The following is a 23,026-nucleotide window of genomic DNA, read 5'->3' as shown; positions in this document are numbered from 1 at the left end:
CCCCGTATCGATTGATACGGGGCATTTCAGCAATGCGTTGAAACCGGTACTACGCGATGGCTTCGCTGCGTTTGCCCAGCATGCGATCCACCACCACCGCCACCACCAGGATCATCACCGATGGCACCAACCACGCAAGGCCCTGCTCGCTCAACGGCAGGTGCATCAGTTGCGACGGCATCCAATCCGCCAGGCCCGCGCCTTTGAGCGCATCGATGCAGCCAAAGATAAACGACACCAGCATGACCGGGCCAACGATACGGCCCTGCTCCTGCCAGAAATCCTTACAGAAGCTCAGGGCCACCAACACGATGCATGGCGGGTAGATCGCGGTGAGCACCGGGATGGAGAACGCGATCAGCTTGGTCAGGCCCAGGTTGGACACGAACAGCGAGAACAGCGCGAGGATCACCACCAGGGTCTTGTAGGACAGCGGCAGCACACGGCTGAAGTACTCGGCGCAGGCGCAGGTCAGGCCCACGGCGGTGACCAGGCACGCCAGGGAAATCAGCACCGCCAGGAAACCGCTGCCCAGTGAGCCGAAGGTATGTTGTACATAGGCGTGCAGCACTGCGGCACCGTTGCTGGCACCTGCGGCCACGGCATGACTGCCCGAACCCAGGCGGAACAGGCTGATGTACACCAGCGCCAGGCCCACGCCGGCAATCAGCCCGGCAATAATCGCGTAACGCGTGATCAGCTTGGGCGACTCCACGCCACGGGAGCGAATCGCGTTGACGATGACAATGCCAAATACCAGCGCACCCAGGGTATCCATGGTCAGGTAGCCATTGATAAAGCCCTGGGAGAATGGCGCGGCGACGTATTCCGGCGTGGCGACACCGACTTCACCGGCCGGCAAGGCAAACGCGGCGATGCCAAGGATGGCCAGGGCGATGATCTTCAGCGGCGCGAGGAAACGCCCCACGGTGTCCAGCAGGCGCCCTGGGTACAGCGACACGAAAAACACCACCAGGAAATACACCGAGCTGTACAGGAACAGCGCCAGCGGGCTTTCGCCGGTCAGCGGCGCCAGGCCCACTTCGAACGAAACGGTGGCGGTACGCGGCGTGGCGAACAGCGGCCCAACCGCCAGGTACGCCGCCGCCGCGAGCAGGCCGCCAGCGATCTTGCCGATCGGGCTGCTCAGCGCATCCATACCGCCGCCGACCTTGGCCAGTGCGATCACGGTGACGACCGGCAGGCCAACTGCGGTAATCAGGAACCCCAAGGCGGCCATCCAGACGTGTGGCCCGGACTGCAAGCCCACGATAGGCGGGAAGATGATGTTGCCGGCGCCCACGAACAGGGCAAAGGTCATAAAGCCCAACGCCAGGATATCCTGGCTTTTCAACACTTTCATTTGAGGAAATACCACACTACTGAATCGGAATTTAGAGAGGGCTTCCCTATGGATGAGGGAAAAGCTGCCGGTCCTGATCGGGACCGACCGGTCCAGCGCGGGGCTTCCTTTTGGGAGGCGCACGCATAAAGAGGCGGCTAGGGTACAGAATTAGCCTGACAAACGCACTGTTGCAGGGCGAACTGTCCGATAAGCGACATTTCAATGTCGTGTTTTCATACTTAATTTGGCAATACAGACAAAATGTGGGAGGGGGCTTGCTCCCGATGGCAGTGTGCCAGTCAATATATCAGTGACTGATTCACCTTCATCGGGAGCAAGCCCCTCCCACATGGGACCGAGTACATTTCAATAAATGGGCGGCCCAAATGCACAAAGGCCACCCGAAGGTGGCCTTTGCTGGTAAAGCGTCAGCTAAGCGCGAGGCTTACTTGACAGCCCAACCGGTCAGCTCGGACAAAGCCTTGCCGATGTCTGCCAGCGAACGCACGGTTTTCACGCCTGCGTCTTCCAGGGCAGCAAACTTCTCGTCTGCAGTGCCTTTGCCGCCAGAGATGATTGCGCCAGCATGGCCCATGCGCTTGCCCGCAGGGGCAGTCACACCAGCAATGTAGGAAACAACCGGCTTGGTCACGTGTGCCTTGATGTAGGCAGCGGCTTCTTCTTCGGCCGAACCGCCGATCTCACCGATCATGACGATCGCTTCGGTCTTCGGGTCTTCCTGGAACAGCTTCAGGATGTCGATGAAGTTGGAGCCTGGGATCGGGTCACCGCCGATGCCGACGCAAGTCGACTGACCGAAACCGGCGTCAGTGGTCTGCTTCACAGCTTCGTAGGTCAGGGTGCCGGAACGGGAAACGATACCGACTTTGCCTGGCAAGTGAATGTGACCTGGCATGATGCCGATCTTGCATTCGCCTGGAGTGATCACGCCTGGGCAGTTAGGGCCGATCAGGACAACGCCCAGTTCGTCGCACTTAACTTTAGCGTCCAGCATGTCCAGGGTAGGAATGCCTTCGGTGATGCACACGATCAGCTTGATGCCGCCGAATGCCGCTTCCAGGATGGAATCTTTGCAGAAAGGTGCTGGAACGTAGATCACGCTGGCGGTAGCGCCAGTGGTTTCTACAGCTTCTTTCACGGTGTTGAACACTGGCAGGCCCAGGTGCTCGGTGCCGCCTTTGCCCGGAGTTACGCCGCCAACCATCTTGGTGCCGTATTCGATGGCTTGCTGGGTGTGGAAACTACCTTGCGAACCGGTAATACCCTGGCAGATAACTTTGGTGTCTTTATTGATCAGGACGCTCATTATTTGCCCTCCGCAGCTTTGACAACTTGTTGAGCAGCGTCGGTCAGGCTGGTAGCCGCGATGATGTTCAAACCGCTTTCTGCCAGTACTTTAGCGCCCAGTTCAGCGTTGTTACCTTCAAGGCGAACAACAACCGGGATTTTAACGCCAACTTCTTTCACTGCACCGATGATGCCTTCGGCAATCATGTCGCAACGAACGATGCCGCCGAAGATGTTGACCAGTACTGCAGCGACGTTGGAGTCGGACAGGATGATCTTGAACGCTTCGGTAACACGTTCCTTGGTAGCGCCACCACCTACGTCGAGGAAGTTGGCTGGTTTGCCGCCATGCAGGTTGACGATGTCCATGGTACCCATGGCCAGGCCGGCACCGTTGACCATGCAGCCGATGTTACCTTCCAGGGCTACGTAGTTCAGTTCGAACTTGGCAGCGTGCGCTTCGCGCGGATCGTCCTGGGACGGATCATGGAAAGTCTTCAGCTTAGGCTGACGGTACATGGCGTTGGCGTCGATGTTGATCTTGGCGTCGAGGCAGTGCAGATCGCCGTCAGCCTTGATCACCAGCGGGTTCACTTCCAGCAGGGCCAGATCGTGATCCTGGAACAGTTTGGCCAGACCGACGAAGATCTTGGCGAACTGGGCAACTTGCTTGCCTTCCAGGCCCAGCTGGAAAGCCAGCTCGCGACCCTGGAATGGCTGAGCGCCAACCAGTGGATCGATAGTGGCTTTCAGAATTTTTTCTGGGGTTTCGTGAGCGATCTTCTCGATGTCCACGCCACCTTCGGTGGAAGCCATGAACACGATGCGACGGCTCGAACGGTCAACGACAGCGCCCAGGTACAGCTCTTTAGCGATATCAGTGCACGATTCAACCAGGATCTTGGTGACTGGCTGGCCATTGGCATCAGTCTGGTAAGTCACCAGACGCTTGCCCAGCCACTGCTGTGCGAAGGCCTTGGCGTCTTCTTTGCTGCGAACCAGCTTAACGCCGCCCGCTTTACCGCGACCACCGGCGTGGACCTGGGCTTTGACAACCCACTCGCTGCCGCCGATTTTGTCGCAAGCTTCTGCTGCTGCTTCCGGGGTGTCTACTGCGTAGCCCTTGGAAACTGGCAGGCCGTATTCAGCGAACAGCTGCTTACCCTGATACTCGTGAAGATTCATGCTTTTTACCGTCTTCGTTAGGTACTGCGCATTCGGCGCTGCGCTCATTATGAGTGCCGCGCCACCTGTGACTGCTGCTTGCGCAACTTGCAGGGCTTAAGGCCCGTAAAGCTGCGCAAGGCTGCGTCCAGCGGATATTCCGCGGTGAGTCTTGCGCGCAAGGCTCACGACGGGCAACTCCGCCGTGGTTTCTTATTATCTCGCTTAGCGCTTCTTGCGGTTGGCGATGTGGATGGCGCCGCCATTCACAGCCAACGCTGCTTCGTGCAACGCTTCGGACAGGGTCGGATGGGAGAAGACCATCATGCCCAGGTCTTCGGCGCTGGTGCCGAATTCCATACCGATAGCGCCTTGCTGAACCAGTTCTGCAGCGCTTGGGCCAATCACGTGGACGCCCAATACGCGGTCAGTCTTGGCATCAGCGATGACTTTGACAAAACCACCGGTGTCGTTGGCTGCCATGGCACGGCCAGAAGCGGCAAACGGGAAGGTGCCGACGTTAACTTCAACGCCTTCAGCTTTCAACTGCTGTTCGTTCTTGCCGACCCATGCAATTTCCGGGTGGGTGTAGATAACCGATGGAATCAGGTCGTAGTTCATCTGGGTCTTGTGACCCTTGATGCGCTCGACAACCATGATGCCTTCTTCGGAAGCCTTGTGGGCCAGCATCATGCCACGAACCACGTCGCCGATCGCGTAAACGCCCGGCACGGTGGTTGCGCAGTGATCGTCAACGTGAATGAAACCACGCTCGTCGATGCTCACGCCGCTGTCGGAAGCCAGCAGGTCGGTGGTCACTGGACGGCGACCAACGGCTACGATCAGCTTGTCGAAGGTGATGGTCTGCTCGCCTTCCTTGTCGGTGTAGGTCACGACCACTTCTTCGCCGTTGACTTTAGAACCGGTAACACGGGCGCCCAGCTTGATATCCAGACCTTGCTTGGTCAGGGTCTTGTAGGCTTCCTTGGACACGGCGGTGTCGGCAGCCAGCAGGAACGTGTCCAGAGCTTCGAGCACGGTCACTTCGGAACCCAGGCGGGACCATACCGAACCCAGCTCCAGGCCGATCACGCCGGCGCCGATCACGCCCAGGCGCTTAGGTACGGCCTGGAATTCCAAAGCGCCGGTCGAATCAACGATCACGTTCTGGTCAACCGGTGCAGGCGGGATGTCGATTGGGCGCGAACCAGGGGCCAGGATCACGTTTTCGGCTTCGATGATTTCTACCGAGCCATCCGGCTTGGTGATTTCAACTTTCTTGCCGGCCAGCAGCTTGCCGTGACCTTGCAGGGAAGTAACGCCGTTGGCCTTGAACAAGGTGGCAACGCCGGAAGTCAGGCCTTTGACGATGTTGGCTTTACGGCCGACCATCGCTGGCACGTCCATGGTCACGCCAGCATGGTTGATACCGTGAATCGCGAAGCCATCCTGGGCTTCGTGGAATTTCCAGGAGCTGTCCAGCAGCGCCTTGGACGGAATGCAACCCACGTTCAGGCAGGTACCACCCAGCGCCAGTTTGCCTTCCTTGTCGGTGTACTTTTCGATGCAAGCAGTCGAGAGGCCCAGTTGTGCGGCCTTGATGGCGGCAACATAGCCGCCAGGGCCTGCACCAATCACTACAACGTCAAATTTCTGTGTCATAAAAAGGTTCCCTTTTTAGCTGCAAGCTACAAGCCGCACGCCGCAAGTTGAAAGCACCGCTCGCCGCTTTGGGCTTGGCGCTTGCAGCTTGCGACCTGCAGCTGCTTTTTAGATATCCAGAAGCAGGCGAGCCGGGTCTTCCAGCAGGTTCTTGATGGTCACCAGGAACGTCACGGCTTCTTTACCATCGATCAGACGGTGATCGTAAGACAGCGCCAAGTACATCATTGGGCGGATCACGACCTGGCCATTGATGGCCATCGGACGCTGGATGATGTTGTGCATGCCCAGGATCGCAGCTTGCGGTGGGTTGACGATCGGCGTCGACATCATCGAACCGAAGGTACCACCGTTGGTGATGGTGAAGGTACCGCCGGTCATCTCGTCGATGGTCAGCTTGCCGTCACGGGCTTTCTTGCCGAAGCCGGCGATGCCGCCTTCGATTTCGGCCAGGCTCATCAGCTCGGCGTTACGCAGAACCGGAACCACCAGGCCACGGTCGCTGGACACGGCAACGCCGATGTCTGCATAGCCATGGTAAACGATGTCGGCGCCGTCGATGGAAGCGTTGACTGCCGGGAAGCGCTTCAGCGCTTCGGTGGCCGCTTTCACGAAGAACGACATGAAGCCCAGGCGCACGCCGTTGTGGGACTTCTCGAACAGATCCTTGTACTTCGAACGCAGGGCCATGACTTCGGTCATGTCGACTTCGTTGAACGTGGTCAGCATCGCCATGTTCGACTGAGCTTCAACCAGGCGCTTGGCCACGGTGGCACGTACACGGGTCATCGGTACGCGCTTCTCGGTACGGTCGCCGGCGGCGAATACAGGCGCGGCGGCAGCTGGAGCAGCGGCCTTGGCAGGTGCGGCAGCCGGAGCGTTTTTCTTGGCTTCAATAGCAGCAACCACGTCTTCCTTGGTAACACGGCCGTCTTTGCCGGTGCCTTTGATGGAAGCCAGGTTGATACCGTTCTCTTCAGCCAGTTGACGCGCAGCCGGTGCAGCGATTGGGTCTTCGCCACCTGCAGCCGGAGCGGCGGCCGGGGCAGCAGAGGCAGCGGCAGCCGGTGCGGCAGCAGCAGGCGCGGCAGCAGCGCTGCCCTCTTCGATCGAGCCCAGTACCTGGTTCGACAGAACGGTAGCGCCTTCTTCTGCAACGATCGCGCCCAGCACGCCGTCGGCTTCGGCCAGCACTTCCAGCACAACCTTGTCGGTCTCGATGTCGACGATCAGGTCGTCACGCTTGACGGCCTCGCCTGGTTTCTTGTGCCAGGTGGCAACGGTGCCATCGGCAACCGATTCCGGGAATGACGGGGCTTTGATTTCGATAGCCATTATCTGTAGGTCCTTAAAATTCGGTTTCAGTCAGCGCGAAGGCGTTAAACAGTGAAAGCATCTTGCAGCAGTTTTTCCTGCTGCTCGGCGTGCATCGACGCGTAGCCACAAGCAGGTGCAGCAGATGCATCACGACCGGCGTACTCCAGGCCCAAAGCCTTGTTGTGATTGCCGATGCTGCGACGCAGGTGATGCTGGCTGCTGTACCAGGCGCCCTGGTTCATCGGTTCTTCCTGACACCACACGACATTCGTGAGGTTGGTGTAAGGCGCGATGATCTCCATGAGGTCATCTTCCGGGAACGGGTAAAGCTGCTCGATACGCACGATGGCGATGTCTTCGCGGCCTTCGGCACGGCGTTTTTCCAGCAGATCGTAGTAGACCTTGCCGCTGCACAGGATCAGGCGAGTGACCTTGGCGGCGTCCAGCGTATCGATTTCTGGAATAACGGTCTGGAACGAACCTTCGGCCAGGTCTTCCAGGGTCGAAACGGCCAATTTGTGACGCAACAGCGATTTGGGAGTCAACACGACCAGCGGCTTGCGCAGCGGGCGGATTACCTGGCGACGCAGCAAGTGGTAGATCTGCGCCGGGGTCGTCGGTACGCACACCTGGATGTTGTGCTCGGCGCACAGCTGCAGGTAACGCTCCAGACGGGCCGAGGAGTGCTCCGGACCCTGCCCTTCATAACCATGGGGCAACAGCATGGTCAGACCGCACAGACGGCCCCACTTGTGCTCGCCGCTGGTGATGAACTGGTCGATAACCACCTGGGCACCGTTGGCGAAGTCGCCGAACTGGGCTTCCCAGATCACCAGCGCCTGCGGCGTGGTGGTCGAGTAACCGTATTCGAACGCCAGTACAGCTTCTTCGGACAGGAACGAATCGTACAGGTCGAAACGCGGCTGGCCTTCGTACAGGTTCTGCAACGGGATGTAGGTGCCCGCGTCTTTCTGGTTGTGCAACACGGCATGACGGTGCGAGAACGTACCGCGGCCGATGTCCTGGCCGGTCATGCGGATCGGGTGACCTTCGAACGCCAGGGTCGCGTACGCCATGGTTTCGGCGTAACCCCAGTTGATCGGCAGGCCGCCGGCTTGCATCTTCTGACGGTCTTCGTAGATCTTCGCAACCTGGCGCTGAACCACGAAGCCTTCAGGGATTTCCAGCAACTTGGCAGACAACTCCTGCAAGGTCTTCAAGTCGAAGCTGGTGTCATGGCGCGCGGTCCAGGTGTGACCCAGGTACGGACGCCAGTCGACGAACAGCTCTTTGTTCGGCTCTTTGACCAGGCTCTTCACTACATGCAGGCCGTTATCCAGAGCGTTGCGGTATTCATCGATTTTCGCCTGAACACGCGCATCATCCAGCACGCCGGCCTTGGTCAGGCTTTCGGCGTACAGCTCACGGGTGGTGCGCTGCTTGGTGATCTGCTGGTACATCAACGGCTGGGTGCCGCTTGGTTCGTCCGCTTCGTTGTGACCGCGACGGCGGTAGCAAACCAGGTCGATCACCACGTCACGCTTGAATTGCATGCGGTAGTCAACGGCCAACTGGGTCACGAACAGTACGGCTTCCGGATCATCGCCATTCACATGGAGAATCGGCGCCTGGATCATCTTGGCAACGTCGGTGGCGTACTCGGTGGAGCGCGCATCCAGCGGGTTGCTGATGGTGAAGCCAACCTGGTTGTTGATGACGATGTGAACCGTACCGCCGGTCTTGAAGCCGCGGGTCTGCGACATCTGGAACGTTTCCAGGACCACGCCTTGACCGGCGAATGCCGCGTCACCGTGGATGGAAATCGGCAGCACCTTTTCACCGGTGGTGTCGTTACGACGATCCTGGCGAGCGCGCACCGAACCCTCGACCACTGGAGATACGATTTCCAGGTGGGAGGGGTTGAAGGCCATGGCCAGGTGAACTTCACCGCCGGTGGTCATGACGTTGGACGAGAAGCCCTGGTGGTATTTAACGTCACCGGAACCCAGTTCGACCTTCTTCTTGCCTTCGAACTCGTCGAACAGCTCGCGCGGGTTCTTGCCGAAGGTGTTGACCAACACGTTCAGGCGACCACGGTGGGCCATGCCGATCACGACTTCCTTGGTGCCGTAGGAACCGGAACGCTGGATCAGCTCGTCGAGCATCGGAATCAGGCTTTCGCCGCCTTCCAGGCCGAAACGCTTGGTGCCCGGGTATTTGGTACCCAGGTATTTTTCGAGACCTTCAGCGGCAGTCACGCGCTCAAGCAAGTGGCTGCGCACATCGGCGGACAATACCGGACGGCCACGCACGCCTTCCAGACGGTGCTGGAACCACTGGCGTTGCTCGGAATCGGTGATGTGCGTGAACTCAGCGCCGATGGTGCGGCAATATGTCTGCTGCAACGCTTCGTGAATTTCGCGTAGGCTCGCTTCCTCTTTGCCGATGAACAGGTCGCCGGCACGGAAGGTCGTATCAAGATCGGCATTGGTCAAGCCGTAATGATTGATCGACAGGTCAGCAGGTGCAGGACGCTGCCAGAGCCCCAGCGGGTCAAGCTGGGCCGCCTGGTGGCCACGCATACGGTAAGCCTGGATCAGTCGCAGTACTTCAACTTGCTTCTTCTCGTGCTCACTGCTCACGCTGCCGGCGGAAACCGGTTGGGCGCGGCGCTGGTTCTTTGCCAGCAGCACGAAATGATCGCGAATCGCAGCATGCGATACATCGGTGGCAGCGTTGCCGTCTGAAGACAACGTCTGAAATTTGGTGCGCCATTCTTCTGGCACAGCGTTAGGGTCGTGCAGGTAGAGCTCATAAAGCTCTTCCACATAGGCAGCGTTACCACCTGAAAGATAGCCGCTGTTCCACATGCGCTGCATCACGCTTTCTTGCATGCTTGGTCACCCTCGATTTGGGGACACCACCGGCGAAAACACCGAGTTTGCTTGCAAAAGGCCAAGTGCAGCGACCAAAACAAGCCACTTAGGATCACGCTGATAGTTCGGGTACCAACCCGAATGCCCCTGCTTGTCTCATTTCTTCAAAATAAGAGCCGCGGCTTTGTAAGTCGCTGCTCAAGTTAAAACTACGGCGCCGGTTGAAGCCTGCGCCGCAGCATTTACGGGCACAACGGTCCTGCTTTTACGTCAGTTACACGCCGCTTTGCAGCAGCATGTTACGGATGTGACCAATGGCCTTAGTCGGGTTCAGGCCTTTGGGACATACGTTGACGCAGTTCATGATCCCGCGGCAGCGGAATACGCTGAACGGGTCATCCAGTGAAGCCAGACGCTCGGACGTCTTGGTGTCGCGGCTGTCTGCCAGGAAGCGGTAGGCTTGCAGCAGTGCAGCCGGGCCCAGGAACTTGTCCGGGTTCCACCAGAAGGACGGGCAGGACGTCGAGCAGCAAGCGCACAGGATGCACTCGTACAGGCCGTCGAGTTTTTCACGCTCTTCCGGGGACTGCAGACGCTCGATGGCCGGAGCCGGCGTATCGTTCTGCAGGAACGGCTTAACTTTCTCGTATTGCTTGTAGAAGATGCTCATATCGACAACCAGGTCACGGATAACCGGCAAACCTGGCAGTGGACGAACGATCAGCTTGTTGCCTTTGACCACGGCGGACAGCGGCGTGATGCACGCCAGGCCGTTTTTGCCGTTGATGTTCATGCCGTCGGAACCGCACACACCTTCACGGCAAGAGCGACGATAGGAAAAACCTTCGTCCTGCTCTTTGATCAGTGCCAGTACATCCAGCACCATCAGGTCTTTACCACCGGTATCGACCTGGAACTCCTGCATGAACGGCGCGGCGTCCTGATCAGGGTTGTAGCGATAAACACTGACTTTCAACATGGCAGCCACCCTTAGTAAGTCCGAATCTTCGGTTCAAACGTCGGCACCGTCTTCGGCGAGAAGTTCACGGCACGCTTGGTTACGCGCTTGTCACCCGGGAAGTACAGGGTGTGGCACAACCAGTTCTCGTCGTCGCGGTCTTCAAAGTCTTCACGAGCGTGGGCGCCACGGGATTCCTTACGAACCTCGGCGGCGATCGCAGTCGCTTCTGCCACTTCCAGCAGGTTCTGCAGCTCAAGGGCTTCGATACGAGCGGTGTTGAACGCCTGGCTCTTATCGTTGATCTTGACGTTGGCGATGCGCGTGCGCAGGTCGGCCAGCTGGGCGATGCCCTTCTGCATGTATTCGCCGGTACGGAACACACCGAAGTAGTTCTGCATGCAGCTTTGCAGCTCGCGACGCAGGGTTGCCACGTCTTCGCCGTCAGTGCGCTCGTTCAGAGCGTTCAGGCGCGCCAGGGCGGTTTCGATGTTGGCGTCGGTGGCGTCATCGTATTCGATGCCGTCGGTCAGGGCTTTTTCCAGGTGCAGGCCGGCAGCGCGGCCGAATACCACCAGGTCGAGCAGCGAGTTGCCACCCAGGCGGTTGGCACCGTGAACCGATACGCAGGCCACTTCGCCTACCGCGAACAGACCATGGATGATCTCGTCCACACCATCGGCGTTCTGGGTGATCGCCTGGCCATGAATGTTGGTCGGCACGCCGCCCATCATATAGTGGCAAGTCGGAACCACTGGCACCGGCGCAACCACCGGGTCAACGTGAGCAAAGGTCTTGGACAGCTCGCAGATACCTGGCAGACGGCTGTGCAGCACTTCTTCGCCCAGGTGATCGAGCTTGAGCAGTACGTGGTCGCCGTTCGGGCCACAGCCGTTGCCGGCGATGATTTCCTTGACCATCGAACGGGCCACGACGTCACGACCAGCAAGGTCTTTCGCGTTCGGCGCATAACGCTCCATGAAACGCTCGCCGTGCTTGTTGATCAGGTAGCCACCTTCACCACGGCAACCTTCGGTCACCAGTACGCCGGCACCGGCGATGCCGGTCGGGTGGAACTGCCACATTTCGATGTCTTGCACCGGAACGCCTGCACGCAGTGCCATGCCGACGCCGTCACCGGTGTTGATCAGGGCATTGGTGGTCGACGCGTAGATACGCCCTGCACCGCCGGTCGCCAGCACGGTAGCCTTGGCGCGGATGTAGGTGGTTTCACCGGTTTCGATGCAGATGGCGATCACGCCGACGAACTCGCCCTTGCCGTTCTTCACCAGATCGACAGCGTAGTACTCGTTCAGGAACGTGGTACCGGCTTTCAGGTTGCCCTGATAAAGGGTATGCAGCAGCGCGTGACCGGTACGGTCGGACGCGGCGCAGGTACGGGCAGCCTGGCCACCTTTACCGTAGTCCTTGGACTGGCCGCCGAACGGACGCTGATAGATACGGCCTTGCTCGGTACGGGAGAACGGCAGACCCATGTGGTCCAGCTCGAACACCGCAGCCGGGCCTTCCTGACACATGTACTCGATAGCGTCCTGGTCACCGATGTAGTCGGAACCCTTGACGGTATCGTACATGTGCCAGCGCCAGTCATCGTTCGGGTCGGCGGAAGCGATGGCGCAGGTAATGCCACCCTGGGCCGATACGGTGTGCGAACGCGTCGGGAACACCTTGGTGATCACGGCGGTCTTGTGGCCACCCTGGGCCAGCTGCAGCGCAGCGCGCATGCCAGCACCGCCGCCACCAATAATGATGGCGTCGAATGAAATAGTAGGAATGTTAGCCATGAATCAGATACCCCAAAGAATCTGCACACCCCAGACGAAGTAAGCGAACATCGCGATGCCGCATACTGCCTGGAAGAGGAAACGGACTGCGGTCGCGGACTTGCCCAGCGCCATTGGCGTCAGGTAGTCGGTCGCGATGGTCCACATGCCGACCCAGGCGTGAGCGCCCAGGGCCACAAGGGCCAGCAGACTGAAGATTCGCATCGCATTGTGGGCGAACAGGCCGTGCCATTGCTCGTAGCCGATGCCCGGGTTTGCGACGAGGTATCCGATCAGGAAAATGAAATAAGCCGCGAGAACGACCGCAGACACACGCTGTGCCATCCAGTCATAGAGGCCCGAACGCGACAGATTCGTTACGCTGGTTACCATATCCAAACTCCTGCCAGAACGATCAGCACCACGGAAATGGCGATGATGATTTTCGAGCCCAGGCGGCCGCCTTCCAGCGTCTCACCGATACCCGCATCCATGATCAAGTGGCGCACACCGGCTACCAGGTGATACAGCAGAGCGGACAGCAGGCCCCACGCTACGAACTTGGCCAGTGGGCTGGTCAAGGTTGCCTTCACCTCGGCGTAACCTTCCGCGGAACCCAGGGATTTGCTCAATGCGTAAAGCATGATGCCCAGGCCCAGGAACAGGATGATGCCGGAAACACGGTGCAGGAACGACGTAACGCCGGTGATGGGGAGTTTGATGGTCCTTAGGTCTAGGTTTACAGGTCGTTGGCTATTCACGGCTTTTTTTCACACTGAAGAGCCCCTAACAATCAGGGCAAAGTTGTTGGGGAGTGCGACTGGTCAGGTAAGCACCACCCAGGGAGTGCGACCCCCAATGAAAGCAAGCCCAAAAGCCCTTGGCGGTCGGTGGCCGAGTATAGACAGTTAGGTTACTAATGACAACGCGCACACCTCACCCTAATAGCTGATTGCGCTGACGCGATAAAAGGCGTAAATGGCAGGCAATTTCGACGAAAAAGTACGGTTAAAGCCTTCTGGAGCAAGACTTTAGGCAAATTGACATCTGAATTTATCTCACTATAGTGGTGCGGGCCCTGCGTGGGGGGTCTGTCTGATGATTTGAAGCATAAATAGGAGGCCACATGGCTGACAAAAAAGCGCAGTTGATCATCGAGGGCGCAGCCCCCGTCGAGCTGCCCATTTTAACCGGCACCGTTGGTCCCGATGTTATCGACGTACGGGGCCTGACGGCCACGGGCCGTTTCACTTTCGACCCAGGCTTCATGTCGACCGCTTCTTGCGAGTCGAAGATCACCTATATCGACGGCGACAATGGCATCCTGCTGCACCGCGGCTACCCGATCGAACAACTGGCTGAACAGTCGGACTACCTGGAAACCTGCTACCTGCTGCTAAATGGCGAACTGCCAACAGCCGAGCAAAAGGCCCAGTTCGTCAGCACCGTGAAGAACCACACCATGGTTCACGAGCAGTTGAAGACCTTCTTCAACGGCTTCCGTCGCGACGCCCACCCGATGGCCGTCATGTGCGGCGTGGTCGGCGCCCTGTCGGCCTTCTATCACGACTCCCTGGACATCAATAACGCCGAGCATCGCGAAATTTCCGCGATCCGCCTGGTCGCCAAAATGCCAACCCTGGCCGCGATGGTTTACAAGTACTCCATGGGCCAACCCATGATGTACCCGCGCAACGACCTGACGTACGCGGAAAACTTCCTGCACATGATGTTCAACACCCCGTGCGAGATCAAACCGATCAGCCCGGTGCTGGCCAAGGCAATGGACCGGATCTTCATCCTCCACGCCGACCACGAGCAGAACGCCTCCACCTCTACCGTGCGTCTGGCAGGTTCGTCGGGTGCCAACCCGTTCGCCTGTATCGCCGCCGGTATCGCCGCACTCTGGGGCCCCGCCCACGGCGGTGCGAACGAAGCCGTCTTGACCATGCTCGATGAAATCGGCGATGTGTCCAACATCGACACCTTCATCGCCAAGGCCAAGGACAAGAACGATCCGTTCAAGTTGATGGGCTTCGGTCACCGGGTCTACAAGAACCGCGACCCGCGCGCCACCGTAATGAAGCAGACCTGCGACGAAGTGTTGAAGGAACTGGGTATCAAGAACGATCCGCAACTCGAACTGGCCATGCGCCTGGAAGAGATCGCCCTGACCGACCCATACTTCATCGAACGCTCGCTGTACCCGAACGTCGACTTCTACTCGGGGATCATCCTCAAGGCGATCGGCATTCCAACCAGCATGTTCACCGTGATCTTCGCCCTGGCGCGGACCGTGGGCTGGATCTCCCACTGGAAGGAAATGCTCTCGAGCCCGTACAAGATTGGCCGCCCGCGCCAGCTGTACACCGGCTACGAGTCGCGTGACATTACCAAGCTGGAAGATCGCAAGTAAGCATTGCCCAGCTGTATTGAAAACGGCCTCCCTCAGTGGAGGCCGTTTTTGTTTGGGTCGCCTGACATACCGCTATCGGGAGCAAGCCCCTCCCACAGTTGACCGCATTCTCATGTTGGAACTCGGTCAACTGTGGGAGGGGGCTTGCTCCCGATGACCATCACCCAGACACCACTAAATCCAAGGCAAAAAAATACCCCAGCCTTTCGACCGGGGCATTTCTCATCCAGCTACAGGCTTAGTGGTTAACCGCCCCACTCGCCCCCAGGCCAGTCTGCGAACGCACAAACTGCGGGAAGTACAGCGCACGCTCTTTCTCTGCCGCCGCCGACTTGTCGGTGATGGAGAAGAACCAGATACCCACGAACGCGATGATCATCGAGAACAACGCCGGGTATTCATACGGGAAGATCGCCTTCTCGTGGTGCAGGATCGACACCCAGATGGTCGGGCCCAGGATCATCAGGCCCACGGCGCTGATCAAGCCCAGCCAGCCGCCGATCATGGCGCCACGGGTGGTGAGGTTTTTCCAGTACATGGAAAGCAGCAGCACAGGGAAGTTACAGCTGGCCGCAATCGAGAACGCCAGGCCGACCATGAACGCGATGTTCTGGCTTTCGAACAGGATACCCAGACCGATAGCCAGCACTGCCAGGGCGACCGTGGTGATCTTCGACACACGAATCTCATCTTTCTCGTTGGCCTTGCCCTTCTTGATCACGCTGGCATACAGGTCATGGGACACCGCCGAGGCACCGGCCAGGGTCAGGCCGGCAACCACCGCAAGGATGGTGGCGAAGGCCACGGCCGAGATGAAGCCCAGGAAGATACTGCCGCCCACCGCGTTGGCCAGGTGCACCGCCGCCATGTTGTTGCCCCCCAGCAAGGCGCCTGCTGCATCCTTGAACGCCGGGTTGGTGCTGACCAGCAGGATCGCGCCAAAGCCGATGATGAACGTGAGGATATAGAAGTAGCCGATAAAGCCGGTGGCATACAGCACGCTCTTACGCGCTTCCTTGGCGTCGCTCACAGTGAAGAAGCGCATCAGGATGTGCGGCAGGCCCGCAGTACCGAACATCAGCGCCAGCCCCAGGGAGAACGCCGAGATCGGATCTTTCACCAGGCCGCCCGGACTCATGATCGCTTCACCTTTGGGGTGAACCTTGATCGCCTCGGAAAACAGCATGTTGAAGTCGAAGTTGACGTGCTTCATCACCATCAGCGCCATGAACGAGGCACCGGACAGCAGCAGCACCGCCTTGATGATCTGCACCCAGGTGGTCGCCAGCATGCCGCCGAACAGCACGTACATGCACATCAGGATACCGACCAGGATCACCGCAACGTGGTAATCGAGGCCGAACAGCAGTTGGATCAGCTTGCCCGCGCCGACCATCTGCGCGATCAGGTAGAACGCTACCACCACCAGCGAACCACAGGCCGACAGGCTGCGGATCTGGGTTTGCCCGAGGCGATAGGACGCCACGTCAGCAAAGGTGTACTTGCCCAGGTTACGCAGGCGCTCGGCGATCAGGAACAGAATGATCGGCCAGCCTACCAGGAAGCCGATCGAATAGATCAGGCCGTCGTAGCCGGAGGTGAACACCAGCGCGGAAATCCCCAGGAAGGACGCCGCCGACATGTAGTCGCCGGCAATCGCCAGGCCGTTCTGGAAACCGGTGATCTTGCCGCCGGCCGCATAGTAGTCGGCCGCCGATTTGTTGCGCTTGGACGCCCAGTAGGTGATGCAAAGGGTAGCGCCGACGAACGCGACAAACATCACGATGGCCGAGACATTCAGGGGTTGCTTTTGCACTTCGCCGGTCAATGCGTCGGCCGCCCAGAGGGCCGGAGCAAACAGCGAAGCGCCGAGTACCGCTAATAGACGCCGAATCATTGCGCAGCCTCCTTGAGAATCGCATTGTTCAGGTCGTCAAATTCGCCATTGGCCCGGCGTACGTAGATGCCGGTCAGGATGAAGGCGGACACAATCAGTCCGACGCCCAGGGGAATGCCCCAGGTAATCGACGAGCCGGGGCTGATCTTGGCCCCCAGCACGTGTGGCCCGTAGGCAATCAACAGGATGAAACCGGAGTAAAGCCCTAGCATGATCGCCGAGAGAATCCAGGCGAACTTTTCTCTTTTTCTGACCAGCTCCTTGAAACGCGGGCTGTTTTGAATCGAGAGGTAAATGCTGTCGTTCATTGTTTTTATCCTCGCAGCACAGCTTTTTTATTATTGGAACGTATCCACTGTATGCGGCTGTGGAAAGGGTTCCAGACGACCTTAGTAGTAGATCGAGTGTAGCGAGGGATTGCTGGAGCACAGAAAAATTTGAGGTGGTGCAAAACTAATGTGGGAGGGGGCTTGCTCCCGATGGCGGTAGGTCAGCCAAGAATGCTCTGACTGAACCATCGCCATCGGGGGCAAGCCCCCTCCCACAGGGTATTGCATCAACAGGGAAAGTTACTTAGCGGTCCACTCAGCGACACGCTCAGGGTGCTTGGCCACCCAATCCTTGGCCGCTGCATCAGGCTTGGCGCCCTCCTGGATAGCGAGCATGACTTCACCGATTTCATCCTTGGAGGCCCACTGGAACTTCTTCAGGAAGGCCGCGACTTCCGGCGCTTTCTTCTCCAGGCCCTTGCTGCCAATGCTGTTGACGGTTTCAGCAGCACCATAAATTCCTTTTGGGTCATCCAGGAAACGCAGTTTCCACTTGGCAAACATCCAGTGCGGCACCCAACCGGTGACGGCGATGGATTCCTGCTTGTCTTCGGCGCGGGTCAGTTCGGCGATCATTGCGGCGCCCGAGCTGGCTTGCAGTTTGTAGTCGAGGCCGTATTGCTTGATGGCTTCGTCGGTCTTGAGCATCACGCCTGAACCGGCGTCGATGCCGACGATCTTGTTTTTAAACGTGGTGTCGGTCTTGAGGTCTTCGATGGACTTGGCCTTGACGTACTCCGGCACGATCAAGCCAATTTTTGCATCCTTGAAGTTGGGGCCGTAGTCGACCACTTTATCCTTGTTCTTGGTCCAGTATTCACCGTGAGTCACCGGCAGCCAGGCGGACAGCATGGCGTCGAGCTTGCCGGTGGCAACGCCCTGCCACATGATCCCGGTGGCGACCGCTTGCAGTTTCACGTCATAGCCGAGCTTCTGCTTGATCACTTCTGCCGCCACATGGGTGGTGGCAACGCTGTCGGACCAGCCGTCCACGTAACCGATGCTCAGGGTTTTGCTGTCGGCGCTGGCCAGCGTGGAGCCCATCGCAACTACCAGAGTGGCAGCTGCGCCCAAGAGTCGTCGCATCTTCATATGTACTTCCCCGAAAGTGCTGCGCCCGACGAATGCCGAGCGACGTCAACCTGTTGTTATACGGTGCACCGCGCCCCCTTCACGCGCATCGATCCGGTTGCTGAGGCATCAGTGGAGTACTGACAGTTTTATCATCAACCTGCGTAGGCCTTTGCCCTGCTCTGTCAGCGACCTTGGTTGAGCAAGAAACGACATCACATCGCCAGCAGACCACTTTGTAGGACTTGCCCACCTGTTCCCGCCCGAACTTTGCATGTCAAAAGTATGCGGCCCCACTGGAACGCGACAATTACGGGTAAGATGCGCGCCTTTGCTCCCCCAGATAAGCCGACCATGCCCGCGACTGCCCGCCTCCCTGCCCTGCCCTATGTTTTCGCCTTGATCCTTGGCTTGCTTGCCCTCGTCGGCTACTGGTATGGCCTCGGCCGGCCGGTGGTGCTGCCGGATGTGGCGAGCGCCAGCCACAAGCTGCAATGTGCGTCCTATACGCCGTTCGACAAGGACCAGTCGCCGTTCGACCAGCCATTCCAGCTGCGCCCCGAGCGCATGGACGCCGACCTGGCGCTGCTGGCCACACGCTTTGAATGCATCCGCACCTATTCCATGACCGGCCTGGAAGCCTTGCCGGGCATGGCGCGCAAGCATGGCTTGAAGGTGATGGCCGGCGCCTGGGTCAGCAGTGACCCGGTAGCCACTCAAAAGGAAATCGACGAGTTGATCACGGCGGCCAATGCCAACCCGGACGTAGTGACCTCGGTGATCGTCGGCAACGAAGCGCTGTTGCGCAAGGAAGTCACCGCCAAACAACTGGTGACGCTGATCCAAACGGTCAAGCGCCAGATCAAGCAACCGGTCACCTACGCCGATGTGTGGGAGTTCTGGCTGCAACACCCGGAAATTGCCCCGGCGGTGGATTTCCTGACCATTCACCTGCTGCCGTACTGGGAAGATGAGCCGTCCGGCATCGACCAGGCGCTCAAGCACGTAGGCGATGTGCGCCAGACCTTCGGTCACAAGTTCGCGCCCAAGGACATCCTGATCGGCGAAACCGGTTGGCCCAGTGAAGGCCGCCAGCGCGAAACTGCCTTGCCAAGCCGGGTCAACGAAGCCAAGTTCATGCGTGGTTTTGTCGCCATGGCCGAAGCCAATGGCTGGCGTTACAACCTGATCGAAGCCTTTGACCAGCCCTGGAAGCGCGCCAGTGAAGGCGCAGTGGGCGGTTATTGGGGCCTGTTCGATGCTGATCGCCAGGACAAGGGCACCCTCGCCGGGCCAGTCAGCAACGTACCGTACTGGCCGCTGTGGTTGGGCGTTGGTGGGATGATTCTGCTGGGCACATTGGTTTTAGGCGGGCGCGTGCGCACAACCCGCGCGGCCCTCGCACTGCCGCTGCTGGGTGCGATTGCCGCATGCTCCCTCGGCACCTGGGCCGAATTGACCCGCGTCACCGCGCGCTTTAATGATGAATGGGTGTGGGCCGGCTTGCTGGTGGTGTTGAACTTGCTGGTACTGGCCCACGCCGCCCTGGCACTCAGCGCCAGGGACGGCTGGCGTGAACGCGCATTCAACTGGCTGCAGCAACGTGCGGGCTGGCTGGTGGCGATTGCCGGCTTTGCCGGTGCGGTGATGATGCTGGCGCTGGTGTTTGACCCGCGTTATCGCAGCTTCCCCAGCGCGGCACTGGTGTTGCCTGCCCTGGTGTACCTGGTGCGCCCGGTGAGCGGGCCGCGTCGGGAGATTGCGTTGCTGGCCTTCATCATCGGTGCCGGCATTGCGCCGCAGCTGTTCCGGGAAGGTTTATTGAATCAGCAGGCGTGGGGGTGGGCGGTGGTGAGTGTGATGATGGTTGCAGCTTTGTGGCGTTGCTTGCGAGTGCGCAAGTCCTAACACCGCCATCGGGGGCAAGCCCCCTCCCACATTTGACCGTATTCACAAATGGAAATGTGTGAACCCAATCAACTGTGGGAGGGGCGGTGCGACGGTTCGACTTGCCCCCGATTGCCCTGTCAGGCGACGCGAGGCTTCCTGACCAACCGCAACCCCGCAATCACCACCGCAAACACTGCAAACGTGGTGTTGTACAACGCCAGCGCCGGCAGCCCAAACACCAGCCCCAGCACCGCCAGGCTCCATCCCACCCGGCCCGGCACGAAAAACGCCAGCACCGAGGTCACCAGCGCGCCCCAGCCCAGTACCTTGAAATGAATCATCAAGCCCAGGTTCGAACGCACCTGGCATTCCCAACGGCTGGCCTCATCCGCACAGATGCCGACCCACTGCCCGTCTTCCATGAAGCCGTAACGCGCGGCGTAACTGGCCGCCAACCATAACGGCAGGGCGATAAGCAGCAGGATCAACGGCAAACGACGGGACATGGGGCACTCCGATAGGCAAAAACGGCGCTCAGCTTAATCCCACGGCGGCCGTTAGCAAGGTGTCTGCGCAGATATCTGTTCATCAATGCGTGGCAAAGTGTATCTTCTGCCAGCTATTACTCCGATTCCGACGTTTTTTTCCGACTTTTCGTGCCGAGGGCTGGCACTTCGGTGGCAACGCGGTGGTCATAGCCTGCGAATTTCATTCAGCACCTTTCCTCCTAGGGATTAAGTCATGCTCCGTTCCTTGCGCTGTGCTGCCTTGCTGGGCAGCCTTTTTTTGAGTGCGTCAGCACTGGCCGTCGATATCGACCAGGCCAGCTATGGCTACCCTTTGACGAACCCGTTCGAAGCGACCATCGCCACCACGCCGCCCGATCTTCGGCCAACCCTGCCGACTGACGACCAGATCAATCAATCCGACTACACCTTGAACATGCGCCCCGAGCGCGAGTTCAGCCTGCCGGACAACTTCTGGGCGGTAAAGAAACTCACCTACCGCATTGCCAAGCAGGACCGCGCCGCGCCGCTGATCTTCCTGATCGCCGGCACCGGTGCGCGGTTTGACAGCAGCATCAATGAATACCTGAAGAAACTGTATTACCAGGCCGGCTACCACGTTGTGCAGCTGTCGTCGCCAACCAGCTTCGACTTCATCAGCGCCGCGTCGCGCTTCGCCACCCCGGGCATCACCCAGGAAGACGCCGAAGACATGTACCGCGTGATGCAAGCCGTGCGCGCGCAGAACGCCTCGCTGCCAGTCACCGACTTTTACCTGACCGGCTATAGCCTGGGCGCCCTGGACGCGGCGTTTGTCAGCAAGCTCGACGAAACCCGTCGCAGCTTCAACTTCAAGAAAGTCCTGCTGCTCAACCCACCGGTCAACCTCTACACCTCGATCACCAACCTCGACAAGCTGGTACAGACCGAGGTCAAGGGCATCAACAACACCACCACCTTCTATGAGCTGGTGCTGAGCAAGCTGACCCGCTACTTCCAGCAAAAGGGCTACATCGACCTCAACGACGCCCTGCTCTACGACTTCCAGCAATCCAAGCAGCACCTGACCAACGAACAGATGGCCATGCTGATCGGCACCTCGTTCCGTTTCTCCGCTGCCGACATCGCCTTTACCTCGGACTTGATCAACCGTCGCGGCCTGATCATCCCGCCGAAATACCCGATCACCGAAGGCACCAGCCTCACGCCGTTCCTCAAGCGTGCCCTGCAGTGCGACTTCGACTGCTACCTCACCGAACAGGTGATCCCGATGTGGCGCGCCCGCTCCGACGGCGGCAGCCTGCTGCAACTGGTTGACCAGGTCAGCCTGTACGCGCTCAAGGACTACCTGCACGCCAGCCCGAAGATCGCCGTGATGCACAACGCCGACGACGTGATTCTGGGCCCGGGCGACCTGGGTTTCCTGCGTAAAACCTTCGGCGATCGCTTGACCGTCTACCCGCTGGGCGGCCACTGCGGCAACCTCAATTACCGCGTCAACGCCGACGCCATGCTGGAGTTCTTCCGTGGCTAAATATCTTCTGCTGCTTGCCGCACTGATGTGCGCGGGCGTGGCCAATGCCGACAACAGCAAGGCCCATGAACCGGTCAAGGTCGATGCCGACGGTTTCAAGGAGCCGTTGACCAAACTCAAGTTCAACGCCGGCCTGGACCAGCGTGAATTCGAGCGCTCGTCGCTGACCGCGCTCAACGTCTACGATCCACTGGAGTCGTGGAACCGCCGCGTGTACCACTTCAACTATCGCTTCGACCAATGGGTGTTCCTGCCGGTAGTGGACGGTTACCGCTACGTCACACCGAGCTTCCTGCGCACCGGCGTGAGCAATTTCTTCAACAACCTGGGCGATGTGCCCAACCTGTTGAACAGCCTGCTGCAACTCAAGGGCCATCGCTCCCTGGAGACCACCGGACGCCTGCTGGTCAACACCACTATCGGCATCGCCGGCCTGTGGGACCCGGCCACCGCCATGGGCCTGCCGCGCCAGAGCGAAGATTTCGGTCAGACCCTGGGCTTCTACGGTGTGCCGGGCGGCGCCTACGTGGTTCTGCCGATCTTCGGCCCGTCGAACCTGCGCGATACCGCAGGCTTGCTGGTGGACTACACCGCCGAGTCGCAGATCAACTTCCTCAACGTGTCCGAGGTCAGCTCCAACCACCCGGAAATCTGGGCCCTGCGCGCCGTAGACAAGCGCTACCAGACCAGCTTCCGCTACGGCCAGATGAACTCGCCGTTCGAGTATGAGAAGGTGCGCTATATCTACACGGAATCGCGCAAGTTGCAGATTGCCGAGTAAACAGCGCCCCTTACAAGATCGTTCTCACGCTCCGCGTGGGAATGCCACCCAGGACGCTCCGCGTCCCGCTTTCAGCGCAAAATCCAGCACCTGCGCAAGAGTGACGCGGAGCGTCACGGGATGCATTCCCACGCGGAGCGAGGGAACGATCATCTCTTGACCACAAAAAAGGCCATTCGACTGAATGG

General features: G+C 59.2%; 18 protein-coding genes. 4 read left to right on the top strand and 14 right to left on the bottom strand.

The features are described 5' to 3' along the window. Positions 1 to 49: 49 nt before the first annotated feature. From brnQ to sdhC, 10 genes are all read right to left on the bottom strand, one after another. On the bottom strand, positions 50 to 1,363 hold the full coding sequence (gene brnQ, locus C4J86_RS09285) for a branched-chain amino acid transport system II carrier protein (protein WP_124361981.1): 1,314 nt from the start codon (positions 1,361 to 1,363) through the stop codon (positions 50 to 52). Between the two features lie 427 nt (positions 1,364 to 1,790). Continuing rightward, positions 1,791 to 2,672, bottom strand: coding sequence for a succinate--CoA ligase subunit alpha (gene sucD / locus C4J86_RS09280; RefSeq protein WP_048729999.1), 882 nt, complete (start codon positions 2,670 to 2,672; stop codon positions 1,791 to 1,793). Then, on the bottom strand, positions 2,672 to 3,838 hold the full coding sequence (gene sucC, locus C4J86_RS09275; protein ID WP_003190011.1) for an ADP-forming succinate--CoA ligase subunit beta: 1,167 nt from the start codon (positions 3,836 to 3,838) through the stop codon (positions 2,672 to 2,674). Before sucC ends, sucD begins: the two co-directional genes overlap by 1 nt. A 204-nt stretch (positions 3,839 to 4,042) precedes the next feature. Next, positions 4,043 to 5,479 (bottom strand): dihydrolipoyl dehydrogenase, encoded by a 1,437-nt coding sequence (gene lpdA / locus C4J86_RS09270; protein ID WP_124370171.1) that lies wholly within the window; start codon positions 5,477 to 5,479, stop codon positions 4,043 to 4,045. A gap of 108 nt (positions 5,480 to 5,587) precedes the next feature. Further along, positions 5,588 to 6,814: a 2-oxoglutarate dehydrogenase complex dihydrolipoyllysine-residue succinyltransferase gene (gene odhB / locus C4J86_RS09265; RefSeq protein WP_124366429.1), complete on the bottom strand. Its 1,227-nt coding sequence runs from the start codon at positions 6,812 to 6,814 to the stop codon at positions 5,588 to 5,590. Positions 6,815 to 6,858: 44 nt separating this feature from the next. Next, the gene (locus tag C4J86_RS09260) at positions 6,859 to 9,690 is read right to left on the bottom strand and encodes a 2-oxoglutarate dehydrogenase E1 component (protein ID WP_124361978.1); all 2,832 of its coding nucleotides are present in this window, start codon (positions 9,688 to 9,690) and stop codon (positions 6,859 to 6,861) included. 256 nt (positions 9,691 to 9,946) lie between these two features. Then, positions 9,947 to 10,651 (bottom strand): succinate dehydrogenase iron-sulfur subunit, encoded by a 705-nt coding sequence (locus C4J86_RS09255; protein WP_003172807.1) that lies wholly within the window; start codon positions 10,649 to 10,651, stop codon positions 9,947 to 9,949. An 11-nt stretch (positions 10,652 to 10,662) separates the two neighbouring features. After that, positions 10,663 to 12,435: a succinate dehydrogenase flavoprotein subunit gene (gene sdhA, locus C4J86_RS09250; protein ID WP_124370170.1), complete on the bottom strand. Its 1,773-nt coding sequence runs from the start codon at positions 12,433 to 12,435 to the stop codon at positions 10,663 to 10,665. Positions 12,436 to 12,438: 3 nt separating this feature from the next. Then, positions 12,439 to 12,807 carry a succinate dehydrogenase, hydrophobic membrane anchor protein gene (sdhD, locus tag C4J86_RS09245; RefSeq protein ID WP_003233245.1) on the bottom strand — a complete coding sequence of 123 codons (369 nt, stop codon included), beginning with the start codon at positions 12,805 to 12,807 and terminating at the stop codon, positions 12,439 to 12,441. Continuing rightward, positions 12,801 to 13,175: a succinate dehydrogenase, cytochrome b556 subunit gene (gene sdhC / locus C4J86_RS09240; RefSeq protein ID WP_124361976.1), complete on the bottom strand. Its 375-nt coding sequence runs from the start codon at positions 13,173 to 13,175 to the stop codon at positions 12,801 to 12,803. The genes sdhD and sdhC overlap by 7 nt, the downstream gene beginning before the upstream one ends. A gap of 365 nt (positions 13,176 to 13,540) precedes the next feature. On the opposite strand from sdhC, the gene gltA reads away from it, so the two are divergent. Continuing rightward, a complete protein-coding gene (gene gltA, locus C4J86_RS09235) occupies positions 13,541 to 14,830 on the top strand; it encodes a citrate synthase (protein ID WP_124361975.1) in 1,290 nt (429 codons plus the stop codon). 238 nt (positions 14,831 to 15,068) lie between these two features. On the opposite strand, the gene C4J86_RS09230 is transcribed toward gltA, so the two are convergent. From C4J86_RS09230 to C4J86_RS09220, 3 genes are all read right to left on the bottom strand, one after another. Continuing rightward, positions 15,069 to 16,727: a cation acetate symporter gene (locus tag C4J86_RS09230; protein ID WP_124361974.1), complete on the bottom strand. Its 1,659-nt coding sequence runs from the start codon at positions 16,725 to 16,727 to the stop codon at positions 15,069 to 15,071. Next, positions 16,724 to 17,035 carry a DUF485 domain-containing protein gene (locus C4J86_RS09225; protein ID WP_124361973.1) on the bottom strand — a complete coding sequence of 104 codons (312 nt, stop codon included), beginning with the start codon at positions 17,033 to 17,035 and terminating at the stop codon, positions 16,724 to 16,726. Before C4J86_RS09225 ends, C4J86_RS09230 begins: the two co-directional genes overlap by 4 nt. A gap of 261 nt (positions 17,036 to 17,296) precedes the next feature. Then, positions 17,297 to 18,148: a glycine betaine ABC transporter substrate-binding protein gene (locus C4J86_RS09220; RefSeq protein WP_003233255.1), complete on the bottom strand. Its 852-nt coding sequence runs from the start codon at positions 18,146 to 18,148 to the stop codon at positions 17,297 to 17,299. A 333-nt stretch (positions 18,149 to 18,481) separates the two neighbouring features. Between C4J86_RS09220 and C4J86_RS09215 the strand changes: the two genes are divergently transcribed. Next, the gene (locus tag C4J86_RS09215) at positions 18,482 to 20,035 is read left to right on the top strand and encodes a glycosyl hydrolase family 17 protein (RefSeq protein WP_124370169.1); all 1,554 of its coding nucleotides are present in this window, start codon (positions 18,482 to 18,484) and stop codon (positions 20,033 to 20,035) included. 119 nt (positions 20,036 to 20,154) lie between these two features. Here the strand turns inward: C4J86_RS09215 and C4J86_RS09210 are convergent, their stop codons facing one another. Beyond that, on the bottom strand, positions 20,155 to 20,523 hold the full coding sequence (locus C4J86_RS09210) for a hypothetical protein (RefSeq protein WP_124370168.1): 369 nt from the start codon (positions 20,521 to 20,523) through the stop codon (positions 20,155 to 20,157). Positions 20,524 to 20,758: 235 nt separating this feature from the next. Here C4J86_RS09210 and C4J86_RS09205 point away from each other — a divergent pair, with 235 nt between their 5' ends. Then, entirely contained in the window at positions 20,759 to 22,057 is a 1,299-nt protein-coding gene (locus C4J86_RS09205) for a serine/threonine protein kinase (protein WP_124370167.1), read from the top strand. Next, positions 22,050 to 22,838, top strand: a complete 789-nt coding sequence (locus tag C4J86_RS09200; RefSeq protein ID WP_124366425.1) for a VacJ family lipoprotein — start codon at positions 22,050 to 22,052, stop codon at positions 22,836 to 22,838. Before C4J86_RS09205 ends, C4J86_RS09200 begins: the two co-directional genes overlap by 8 nt. The last annotated feature ends 188 nt before the right edge of the window (positions 22,839 to 23,026 follow it).

This window comes from Pseudomonas sp. R2-7-07 (genome assembly GCF_003852355.1).
Taxonomy (GTDB): domain Bacteria; phylum Pseudomonadota; class Gammaproteobacteria; order Pseudomonadales; family Pseudomonadaceae; genus Aquipseudomonas.
The sequence above is the reverse complement of the archived record's forward strand: the minus strand, read 5'-3'. Positions and strand labels throughout refer to the sequence as shown.